General features: G+C 42.5%; 2 protein-coding genes. Both read left to right on the top strand.

Going from position 1 to position 13,591, the window contains the following annotated elements:
- Positions 1-26: 26 nt before the first annotated feature.
- Positions 27-13,064: a hemagglutinin repeat-containing protein gene (locus QLG00_RS11670; RefSeq protein ID WP_282471051.1), complete on the top strand. Its 13,038-nt coding sequence runs from the start codon at positions 27-29 to the stop codon at positions 13,062-13,064.
- Positions 13,065-13,075: 11 nt separating this feature from the next.
- Positions 13,076-13,576, top strand: coding sequence for a hypothetical protein (locus QLG00_RS11675; RefSeq protein WP_282471052.1), 501 nt, complete (start codon positions 13,076-13,078; stop codon positions 13,574-13,576).
- Positions 13,577-13,591 lie beyond the last annotated feature (15 nt).

The raw sequence follows: 13,591 nt of genomic DNA on the forward strand, positions 1-13,591 counted from the left end.
ATAGAAATGAAGATTGAGTAAAACAAATGAATAAGAATTGCTACCGTGTTATTTTTAGTCAGGCCCGTGGTCTATTTATTGCCGTGGCCGAAATTGTCAAAAGTCAAACCAAACAGGCTGGGCAAACTTCCGCCTTAACGTCGGCAGATACGGTGGCAGTCACGGTTTCGCCGATTCATTATAAAAAACTCAATCCGCTTAACTTTGCCGTGATCGGGTGTTTGGGCGCTTTAGTGATCAGTCTACCCATGAGTACGGTGGCAGATACGCAAATTATTGCCGATAAAAGCGCACCAACGTCGCAGCAAGCCACCATCTTAAACAGTGCCAATGGCACCACGCAGGTGAATATCCAGACGCCGAGTGCCGGTGGTGTGTCACGCAATACTTATACTCAGTTTGATGTGGGGCAAGAAGGCGCCATTTTAAATAACTCACGAAATAACACCCAAACTCAAATCGGTGGCTGGGTACAGGGCAATCCTTGGCTTGCTAAAGGGGAAGCCAAAGTCATTTTAAATGAAGTCAACTCGAGTAATCCGAGTCTACTCAAAGGCTATATCGAAGTTGCCGGAAAACAGGCGCAAGTGGTCATTGCCAATCCGTCTGGTTTGGTCTGTGATGGCTGTGGTGTGATTAATGCAGATCGATTTACCCTGACCACAGGGCAGGCGGTGATGAATCAGGGTTATCTGGAATCGTTCCGTGTTCGCGAGGGGCAAGTGACGATTGACGGTAAAGGTTTAAATGGAAGTCTAACCCCGTTTACCGATATCTATACACGTGCTTTAAAAGTCAATGCAGGCCTATATGCCAATGAGCTGAACACGGTGTTAGGTCAAAATGATATTCAAGTCAAAGACCAAGTAGCGCCTAAAATTACTGCAACGACGGATGCGACAAGTGCACCGATATCCAACTTTGCTTTAGATGTAGGCCAATTGGGCGGAATGTATGCTGGGAAAATCTTTCTGGTGGGAACCGAGCAAGGCTTGGGTGTACGTAATGCCGGCACGATCAATAGCACTCAAGGTATGCTTAGCCTCAATGCCAACGGTGATTTGGTCAACACAGGCAATGTGATTGCGAATAAAGATCAGGTACAGCTGAAAGCTCAAAATGTTCAAAATACGGGTAACGTGAGTAGTGCCACATCACAAATTTCTGTTGAGAGTCAAAATCTAGACAACACAGGTTTAATCAGTAGTGCCGATGAGTTGCATCTGAATCAACAGAATCGTTTAAATAATAGCGGCACATTGAACGCTGCTCGCGTTGTGATAGATGCGACCAGTTTAAAAAATAGTGGATCTATCGAACAAACAGGTATGCAAGGGCTGGATTTGAAGTCAGGTTCAATGACCAACCTTGGCGGTAAAATTGGAATTGCCAAAAGTACCACAGGTGGTGGTACTGGCGGGTCGACAGGTGGAACAGGATCAGAGACCGCTCCATCAAATCCTGCACAAGATGGGGGAAGTTTGCAGGTTGCTACCCCAGTAGACACCACGCCAAAAACGTATGACCAAGGTTATATTCATGTTAAAGACCAACTGAATAATGATCAAGGAACCATCATTGCCAATGGCGGTGTAGATGTCGAGAGCCAAAATGGGTTAGATAACCAAGGTGGTCAGCTCAATTTGGGTCATGTGAAAATACAGGGCGAGCGCTTTAATAATGATCAGGGGCAATTGACCGTTAAGCAGGCAGAGATTCAAACGAATACTTTGAGTAACCAGTCTGGTCAATTGATCTCAAATCAAAAACTGAATATTCAAACTCAAACGACCAATAACCAGAAAGGGAAAATTCAGTCTGTTGATCAACTCGATCTCAATGTAGTGAATAGTCTTGATAATACTGAAGGCCAAATTGCAAGTGGGCAACAACTTAATATTCAGGCAGATCAAGTCAATAATCAGTCTGGACTGATCTATTCAGAACAACAAGGTATTGAGCTGAAAGCCAATCAAGTTATCAATAACACATCAGGCATCATTCAGGCTAAAACTCAGTTAAATCTTGCAAGTGCACAGCTTGATAATACGTCTGGTCATATTCAAGCAGAAAATATTCAGCAACAGCATACAACCGTCAATAATATCCAAGGGAGTATTGTTGCTGGCCAAAGTTTTATCAGTACGGTCGATCAATTTGACAATCATCAAGGGTTAATTGATACCAATAATGGTCAATTGACGCACCAAGTACTGAATAACAGTGGCAGTATTTATGCCGATCAAAATATCAAGATCACAGGGCAGCACATACTGAATACCGGTTCGATTGCTGCGGGGCAAAATATTCAGCTGAATACGGCAAAATTACAACATGAGCAAGCTGCGCTGATTGCTGCGGGGCTGGATCGTCAGGGAAAACTGACCAATACAGGCGATCTTGACATCACGGCAGATCAAACCGCATTACATGGGAAGAGCTTTGCTGGTCAGCATCTTAAAGTCGCTTCAAAGCAGCAGATTGATGCGACCAATGGACAACTACAAGCAAAAAATATCGATTTAGCCAGTGTTACAGGTGATATTTCTACACGTGCGGCAACAGTGATTGCAGAGCAGTTGAGTCTTAAAAGTCATGATTTGATTGATAACCAGCAAGGGACGCTGAGTGCTCAGCAGTTAAACCTAACCGCAAACCGTCTGGATAATACACAAGGGCATATTTTACATACAGGTCAGGATCAGTTAGACCTCAACTTTAGCCAAAGCTTGAATAACCAGTCGGGGGAAATTCGTAGTAATGCCGCTGATCTTAATATCAAGACAACATTATTGAATAATACAGAAGGTCAAGTGGTTCATGCAGGAATCAATCAACTGAACATTCAGACAGCTCAACTGAATGGTCACTTAGGGCAAATCCTGAGCAATGGCGCGTTACAATTTAAAGGTGGTACGCTGGATGTGAGTGGTGGTGTGACTTCGGCAGATCAGATTGTGATTCAAGCCAATGAGTTAAATAACACGCAAGGTCAGTTGATTCAGCGGGGGACATCAAATCCTTTGAATCTTGTTATTCAGCAACAGCTCAATAATCAGGCTGGGCTGATTCAAAGTGCAACAGCAACGAATATCAAAGCGGGTAGCTTGAATAATCAAGGAGGCACACTCAGCTCGGCACAGGGTCAGAATTTAGATGTAGATGTCGGAGGAAAGCTGGATAACAGTCAATCGGGACAAATCTATGCAGGTAATCAAGCGCATCTTCAAGTTGGTTCACTCGACAACAGCAATCAGGGTGAAATCAATGCTCAGCAAAATCTTCAACTGACCAGCCAACAGCAGATCAATAACCAGTTAGGGCAAATCGTTGCCAATGGTGACGTGCAGATTCAATCACAAGGGCTAGACAACAGTCATGGACAAATTGGTTCGATTAAGGGCGGATTATTACTGGATGCAGGACAAGGTGTACTCCTCAACCAATTGGGTTCATTGCAAGCTGCCAAAGACATTCAGCTTACAGCCGATCAATTAAACAGTCAGTCAGGATTGATCAATGCGCAAGGCGCGATACAGGTAAATATTCACAAAGACATTGATAACAGCTCAGGTCAAATCATTGCTAATCAAGCAGTTCAACTGAACAGTCAGGGGCTGAACAACAATTCAGGACAGATTGGTAGTGTAGAGGGTATTCTCAGTATCGATACAGGCCAAGGCGTGTTAAGCAACCAGCAAGGCAAACTGCAATCCACAAAAGATTTAAGCTTAAAAGCACAAGGCATTGATAACCAATCAGGCTTGATTGCGACACAGGCTCAACTGAATACACAACAACAATGGTTGAACAATAATAAAGGCCAGATGATTTCAGGGAAAACTTTGAATTTATCTGGGCAAGACTTGAGTAACCAAGGCGGTGTATTACAAAGCGGTCAGGACTTGAACTTTAAACTGAGTGGTACACTGGACAATAGCCAATCAGGTCAATTGATCAGCGCAGGGAACACCCAGATTGAAGCTAAACAACTGGACAATAGCCAGCAAGGTTTAATCAATGCACAGGGTGATATTAATATCACTACGCAGGAGGAAATTGATAATGCTGCGGGTTCGATTGTGGCAAAAAATAATGTTCAACTGTCTAGCCAAGGTTTAAACAACAATCAAGGTCAAATTGGAACAGAACTGGGTGATTTAAATATTCAAACTGGACAACAGGCCCTAGATAACCTTGCTGGTCAAATTCAGTCTGGTAAAACCTTAAGCATCAACAGCAACAGCTTGAATAATAGTGGCGTGATCAGTGCCTTAAATACACTGGAGCTACACAGCCAGAACAAGATCAATAATGATCATGGTCAAATTGCTGCGAATGCACAACTGAATATCACGGCCAATCAATTGAGTAATCAGTCAGGTACGATCCAGACGGGTGATCAAGCCAATCTCAATTTAAACCTGACTGGTGATTTAAATAACCAGTCGGGTCAAATCCATAGTGGAACGGATCAACAGATCACTGCGCAGCAGATTGATAACAGCGTACAAGGACAGATCACAGCGAAAGGTGAGCTCAATGTTCAAAGCCAGTCGGACATCAATAACCAGACGGGTCAATTGATTGCCAACGGAGCAGTTGAGTTGAAAGGCCAAGGCATCAACAATAACCAAGGCCAAATCGGTAGTTTACAAGACCAACTTAGCCTTGATGCAGGACAAGGTCGCTTCAGTAACCAGTCTGGTAACGTGCAGGCTAAAAAGGATATTAGCCTTACAGCCAAACGCATTGATAACCAGCAAGGTCAGCTTAACAGCCAAGGCAAGACAGAACTCAGCAGTCAGCAGAATATTAACAATCTGGAAGGACTGATTGCAGCGGATTTAGGTTTAACGCTAAATAGTCAGGGACTCAACAATAATCAAGGTCAGATAGGAAGCTCACAGAGTGATGTTACGCTAAATGCGGGCAATGCCATCCTCAGCAATCAGGCAGGTGTAATCTTATCAGGCAAAGCTTTAAGCTTAACCGCAGATCAACTGGACAATAGTGATCAAGGTCAGATCAATAGCCAGAATAATTTAGACATCACTACCACAAACGATATTAACAATAATAGTGGTGTGATTGCAGCGAATCAGCAACTGCAATTAAACAGCCAAGGTTTAAATAATAATGCAGGACAAATTGGCAGCGTTCAGGACAATGTGCTGATCGATACAGGATCACAGCTTCTGAATAACCAACAAGGTACAATTCAGTCAGGTCAAGATTTACACCTGAGTGCCACAGGACTTGATAATACACAAGGTCAGATTAGTAGCAAACAGCAGTTACAACTGGATAGCCGTGGACAATTGCTAAATAACCATCAAGGGACATTGAGTGCTGAAAATCTGAAGATTGATTCAGGCAAACTGAACAATGATCAGGGACTGATTCAGGCACAGCAAAATATTCAGATTGATACCCATCAACAGGATCTGATCAACACACACAGTGGACAGCAAGGTGGCATCCTCAGTCAGGGTGATATTCAACTGAATCATATCCAGACACTGAACAATAGCCAAGGCTATTTAGCCAGTGGCAAACAACTGGATTTACAGGCCAACCAAGTGTTGAACCAGCAAGGAACTTTACTGGCGACCACTCAACTGAACCTACAGGGAATAGGACAAAACAGTTTATTAAATAACCAGTCAGGGCAATTATTGTCTATGGGTGGTATGACCCTGAATATTGATCAGATCAATAACAACGGCAAAGCCAACAACTCTGATGCCGATAGTCATATCATGGCGGCAGGTGAGCTGAAGATCAGCACCCAGCAACTGGATAACCAAAATACCTTAAATACTGATCCAGCAAACGCATCGATTCAGGGGATTGATGCGAATACGTTGAATATCACCAGTAACGTCTTAAATAACCAGAGTGGTGCAATTCGTAGCAGTGCAAATCAAAATCTTAATATTCAACAGGCATTGAATAACCAGTCAGGTCAGATCAGCAGCGAAAAACAATTGACCATTCAGGGCGATCCACTGGTAATTGAAAATCTGGGTGGACAAATTCTCGCAGGGACAGGATTAAACCTCAGTGCCAAATCTTTGTCAGGTGATGGCAAAGTGCTGAGCTTAGGCAACGCCATTCTGAGCTTGCAAAATGATTATGTGCACAATGCCAATGCCCAGTTACAGGCCAATCAGGATTTAAGCCTCAACACACAAGGCAATATCACCAATAACGGCACCATTAACGCAGGCAATCAACTGGCATTCAATGCAGCCAACATCAACAATAACCAGAATGGCAAGATTGAAAGCCATGACACCCGACTGACCGCGCAAAACAACCTGAATAATAGTGGGTTAATTAATGGTGATAATACCCGTTTACAAGCCGATACCCTGAATAATGAAGGAACAGGTCGTATTTACGGGACAACACTGGCGATTCAAGCCAATACTTTAAATAACCGTCCGAATAGTGTGGGTGTGGCTCCAGTGATTGCTTCACGGGGCGACATGCATTTGGGCGTACAAACTTTGAATAACCTAGCCAATACGGCGGATTATGCCAGTCAGGCCGTGATTTTTAGTAATAACAATTTATATCTGGGTGGATCATTAGATGCCAATGACCATGCTACAGGTCAGGCTCAGGTGATCAATAATGAAAGTGCCACGATTGAATCGTTGGGGGATATGCATCTTTCGGCAAAGCGGATTAATAATATTAATAAGAATTTTAAAACGGATAACGACTTTGAAGTTTCGCGCATCGATGGATTAGAAAAATATTGTGACGCTTGGTGTACCTTTGATGGGGTCTATTACGATGGTAATCCCAAAGAAGACTGGATGAAATATCAATACAGTGAAATCACCTATGAAACCCGAACGACTGAATCAGCGCCAGGTCAAATCAAGGCAGGTGGTAATCTAGACTTGGGCGGTGCACAGGTATTTAATGATAAGAGTCAGATCCTTGCGGGTGGCGAGCTTAAAAATGAAGGTGGAAGTATTGAATCTGGAACAAATATCCCAGGGATTAGAAAAGTGGTTGATAAGGGAACCCAGATTAAATATTGGAAATATGAAGGACAATGGAACAATCCTTTTGAAGTTTCTAGTGAAACTACATTTGACTTAAATATTAGTCAGGCATTAGGTAACCAAAGTTTAAACCAAAATCAGATTTCAACAACTGTCGTTTCAAATAACCAAAGTGGAGATAAAGCACCAGCGGGTCAAATTCAACAGCAAAATGTGAATGGCCTCAAGGACAGCAATCATTCAACCCAAGTCGGTCAGGCACAAAATGCACAGGGACAAAATTTAAATGTAGCAGATACAAGCAGTGCCTCAAACCATAGCAGTACCCAAACAGGACAACACAACCAGCCATCGCAACAATCTAAAAACATAACCGTTGTGGTTGAGCAGAATACCCAGCTACAGGGAAATCGTGCTGATCAGGCTCATTCCAAAGCGACAACGGATCAGGCCAATGCCCCTGAGCAAGCGGCAGATAGCACAGAATATGAAATACGCAGCGTCACTTTGACTGAAGTTAAAGTGCCAAACAGTGCCCTGTATAAAGTCAATGCAGACAGCAAAGCAGGCTATTTGATTGAAACAGACCCTGCCTTTGCTGATTATAAAAAATGGTTGTCATCGGATTACATGCTCGATGCGCTTGGACTGGATCCTGCCTTACAGCAGAAACGTTTAGGCGATGGTTTCTATGAACAGCGTCTGGTGCAAGATCAGATTTCGAATCTGACAGGCTATCGCTTCCTGGAAGGATTTGCCAATGATGATGCGCAATACAAAGCGCTGATGAACAATGGCATCACTTTTGCCAAGCTGTATGGCTTACGTCCAGGTATTGCTTTAACTGCAGCTCAAACGGCACAGCTCACCAGTGATATTGTGTGGTTGGTCGAACAAAGTATCACTTTACCAAATGGAACGACCACTAAGGCCTTAGTTCCGCAAGTGTATGTCAAGGCACGGGTGGGAGATCTGAAAGGTGATGGTACCTTACTCTCAGGGAATAGCGTTAACCTGAAACTGGATGGTGATTTGATTAATGGGGCGACTATTGCAGGCCGTGAAGCAGTACAAATTACAGCCGATAACGTACAAAACCTCAATGGACGGATTCAAGGCAATCAGGTGGCGATCGAAACTCAGAAAGATCTCAATAATATCGGCGGGCAAATCATAGCCAAAGATACCATGGCACTCAAAGTGGGTGGGAACCTCAATATTGAAAGCACAACTCGAACCTCAGAGAGTCAAGTAGGTAATTTTAGTGCGAGCAGCACCAATCTTGATCGAGTTGCAGGGCTATATGTCGGCAATGGTAGTACAAAGCAATTCGATGCAAAACAAGCCACACTGATGCTGAATGTTGCAGGCAATAGTAGCTTAAAAGGCGCGCAGATCAACAACAGTAATGGTGCGACTGTAATCAATACAACGGGTAGTGTTGACTTGGGCACTGCAAGTGTGGGCAAGCAGGAAACACTGAAGATTAATGATAAAAATGGTTATCAACAGAAACAAAAACAGGATGTGGGTAGTCAGATTAATAGTAAGGGCTCGTTGCTGATCAATGGGCAGAATATCACGGGCAAAGCTGTTGATTTAAATAGCCAACAGGGCAATATACACTTGTCTGCCCAAAAAGATATTGTGTTGAACAATGGTTTAAATCAAAGCGCTGTTTCGAGTCAGTCACAAAGTAAAGGATCATTTGGCGGTAAAAAATCTTCGACCTATGATGCGAGCAGCAGCACCTCCATTGCCAATCAGATGAGTGCTGGGCAGAACATCATTATTAACAGTGCACAGGGTAATATTAGCGTGACCCATTTACAGGCTGAGGCAGGCAATAATATCCAGATACAGGCACAGCAAGGCAATGTCGCACTGTTATCTGCAATTGATGACAAACGTGAGAGTTCGACCTCATCGAAAAAAGGCGTTGCCACCTATAACAACCGTCAGAGTGGTTATATCGATCAGGAGGTTGCACAGACTACCCTCAAGGCAGGAAATACTGTTGATATCAATGTTGCCAAAAACATAGAACTACAAGCCAATGACGTTCAGGCAGGCAACAGCATCTATGTAGGAAATACCCTGATGCAACGTCAGGCGGATGGCAGCCTCAAAGCAGCAGACGGATCGTTAATGCCAGAGAACGTCACCTTATCCACCCTTGCCACCAAAGACGAACAATGGGATGAACAACAAAAGGGTTACCGAGGCATTGCCAAAGAACTGATCAAAGGATTAGCGATAGGTGCAGTCGGTATCGGATTGGATGACCCTGTCAAGATCGGAGAAAGCAAAGGCGAACGAAGCGAGCAAACCTTGCAACAAGGTACCTCACTTCAGGCCAACAACATTGCTATCGGTTCAAGCGGACAAACCACACTCACCAGTAGTGACCTGAGTGCCAAAAATATCAGTTTATCAGGTCAGAAAGTCACCCTGAATGCAGCAGAAGAACAAAGCAAACACAGCAGCAGTCAGGGCGAAGAAACCATACAGGGCTTAGGCGTTAAGCTCAACAAAGACAGCCTACGACTGGGTGGTTTCAAAAATGAAGACACCACACAAAGTACGACAACGACTATCACCACGCATAAATCAGGACAGATCAATACGGAAAAACTGAATATACAAGGTGCAGAAGGAATAGATATCCTTGGTCAAAATGTCAAAGCCACGGGCGATACCGTACTGGATCATGGACGGGGTGAACTCAATATCGGTGGTTACGAAAACAAAACCGAGACTGAAGACAAGACGCACACCGAAACCCTGACCAGTGAAGTTGGGGTACGTAACGCCTATGTTGATGCAGCTTTGGCTGTGGGTGCAGTTAAAGATGCAGCCGAAGCAGTTAAACAAGCCAAAGATCAATATAGTCAGGCACAAAAAGACTATGCAGCAGGCAAAATTACCAAAGAAGCATTGGACGATAGCAAAGCCAATATTGCCATGGCGACAGCCAATCTAGCGAGTGCACAAGTTGCCGTGGGTTCGGCCGCTGCTGCCGCAGCAGCAAGTACAGTAACTTATGGATTTACCATTGGTGCGAATGGAGAGCGAATAGAAACCACCACCATGACAAATACCACACAAGGCCAATGGCAAGGCAGTACGCTTGACCTCAACAACCTGACCTTAAAGTCAGAAGGACAAAACGCCAATATACAAGGAAGTCGCCTTACCGCATCAGGTACGACTACATTTAATGGAACCAAAGACCTGAATATTACTGCAGGAAAAGAACATAACAGCCAAAGCAGTAACAGCAAAACCAATAGCCAGAGCGTAAGTTACACTTATGGTGGTGGTGGCAGTGCCTCAATTGGCAAACAAACCAGCACATCAGAAAGCAGAAGCCTAAACAACATAAACAGCGAAGTAAGCCTGAACAAAACCGAAGGTCGCTTAAACAGCCTGAATATCAAAGGCGGAGAAGTCAGCATACAAGATCGGGGCAATCTACAAGTCAACAACATCCATGTGGAAAGCCTAAAGGATACCGCGAGTAGCAGTAACAGTAACCGAGGTGGAAGTATCGGCGGTGGATACGGCAGTGGTAGTAAAAACTTAAGTGCCAGCTACAACCAAAGCAAAGGTAGTAGTGACAGCGCATGGACGAATACCACCAGCAAACTGCTGATTGGTAACGCACAAAACGATGCTAACCTCGATGCAATGGGAGTTAAAAATATCAGCAACATCGGTGGGGTGATTGCCAATGCAAGCAAGAATGCAGATGGAAGCCTGATTGACCACAACCAACTCAACTACACAGGCAATTTAGAACTTAAAGACCTACAAGACCATAACTACAATAAGAGCAGTGGTGTTAACGTGTCAACCAATATCGGGATACCACAAGGCGGAAGCAAAGCAGCTTCCACTGCACCGAAGGGCTCGACCACGATTGGACTAAACAGCAGTGGACAAGAAACAGAGCAACTGACCAAAGCAACCATGGGGCAAGGCACGCTAACAAATGCGACAGCAGACACCAATCGAGACATTAACAACACTCAAGAGATTACTAGAGACCAGACCACAGGGATGCTGAATGGCAGTGTGACGGTGGATCATCGCTTGCTGAGTGAGAGTGGGCGAACGGAGATTGTAAAAGAGCAGAAGGATCTACCCCAAAATGGAAAAATTATAGCGGGTTCAACGGCAACAGGCGGATTGATACTTGGATCAGGTATAGTTGGTTTACTGGATGAAAATGGTACAGTTAAAGATGCTGCAACCTTAACTAAAAATAATGCAAATACAGCTTATGATGCTGAATTAGCAGCTAATCTCCAATTGATACAAGATGGTTTAAATACCAATGTTGTTGATAATCAGGGACTCCTCAATCAATATAATCAAGGATTAATCAATGGAATAAATATCAACGGAACACAGATCAATCTAACAGATGCGCTATACAACAAAGAACTGCAAAAAGTTGATGCGACCACCAACATCAGCAACAAAACAGATATTTATCTGGATGGGCAAGCACAAAACAAAAGTATAGAACTGATTACCCATGAAAATGCCCATCAGGCGGGATTTGGGGAAAATTCAGCCATTAGTCTAGGAAAACTGGGAGAAGCTGCATTTAATGTCAATAGCTGGGTGAATGCCAATAACATAGAAACAGCGAAGACTGATATACAGGCCACACCGAAACCAGTGATTGCGGGTGTGAATGATGCACAGGCACAACAAGATTTATTACGACAAAATCAAGCAAAACTTAGTGTACAGCAGGTTTTGAATGATACCTTTGAAGATAGACAGCCATCGTTTAAACGTGGAAATTCAATAGATGAGCGACTTAGAAAAGATGTGAACACTCATTCATCAGTGGTCTTCAAAAGTGACAAAAGTGTAATGGTTTCCTCAAAAACCATAGCCAATGACCTTCGAATTGCAGGAAAATGTAGTACAGAAAGTCAATGCATGACTATAGCAGCAAACCTTAACCAATCAGACAAGACATATTTTATTAGCTCAAGTAAAGATAACTTGAGAGTGCAGGCTGAAGTATTAATGTCACAGTTAGGTGATGATTTTAGACAATATGCTAGACAAAACCCCCAAGTTTTGAATCAAGTAACGCAAACACTACTATCAGGATCACAACAGACAGCGGTTGATATCAGTCACTTATACAATATAGCGGAAGGTCTTGCATATTTAAGAATGTATAAAGATTCAGGCGTGATTCCACCTAAAGGTATATGGTCAGCAGTTAAAGATAGCCATAATATTTCAATAGCTAAAAAATTGGATACAGCGATTAATCAGCATAGTCAATCGTATCCACAAGATATAGCAATAGATGATCTGGGTGTAAAGGGCAAGCAAATTGAAACAGGATTAACTATTGCAAGTACAGCACTCAGTGTTGCGGATTTAGCTTACATTGGTAAAAATGGTTTAACCGCATTTAAGGCAATAAAAGTGGCTGAAGCAGCAGAGAAATCCGAATTGGCTGCTGCAAAAGTAAGCAATAATTTTAATGCAGATTTACCGAATGTTTTAGATGGAAATCCAAATTCTGCTGCAGACTTTTCTTTAGGAAATAAAAAAAGATTAGATGAAGCAAATGGTACTAGTAATCCACATTATGATAGTAAACATGGAGCTTATACAACACTACAACAACAGTATGAACGTGCAATGAATGGGACTAATCCTCAGACTGGAGAAAAAGGTAGACCTGCAGATGCATCTAAGTTTTTTAATTCTACAGATATGCAAACTGCGATTGAAAAAGCAGAGACTCTATATAAACAAAATCCAAATGAATATATCAATAAAGGACGGATTAGCATAGATATTGAATTTTCTCGCCCGATAGGTGAAGGATTTACTGGGAATATTAAATCAAATATAAGAGATAATGTGCCTATAGGTGAATATCGCTGGAGTAATACAGCAACAGTTAATATTGATCCTAAAACAGGCAAAGCTTTTACGGCCTATCCAAATTTAAAATTAGGCCAATCCAAGCCTAATCCACTAAATAATCCTTAAAGAGAATAAATATGATTGATGTTAGTGTTGAACATATAGAGCGTATGATTGAGGGAGCATGGCATCCTGATACATTAGAATATTATAATTTTGAAGATGAATTCTACAATTTGGATTTCTCAAATGAAAAAGATGTTCGATATGCAATTAATAAATGGTTAAAAGTTGGAGAATGGAGATCTGAACAAGAAAAAAATCAATATCAAGCAGATTTAAAATACTGTATTACCAAAAAAAGATATCCTCTCGGTAATGTTGATTTAAATAATTTAGATGGAGATGCAAGTCACGTCCATAAACCTAATATTCATAATCAATATTGGGATAATTGGGATAATTGGGATAATTGGGATAAAAACTTTTTTAATTTTTTACTTTTTTTATGGAGCGAATGGTTTGATGAGCCATTTGTACCTGCTGATTTATCACAATATCGTGAACGGATAGATAGAAAATTCGTAACATGCCCTTGGATGCCTGAGTTATGGGGTGAGCCTGAGTATAAAGAATGATGCTTTTGTTTTATT

This window comes from Acinetobacter sp. V89_7 (genome assembly GCF_029967895.1).
Classification (GTDB): Bacteria; Pseudomonadota; Gammaproteobacteria; order Pseudomonadales; family Moraxellaceae; genus Acinetobacter; species Acinetobacter soli.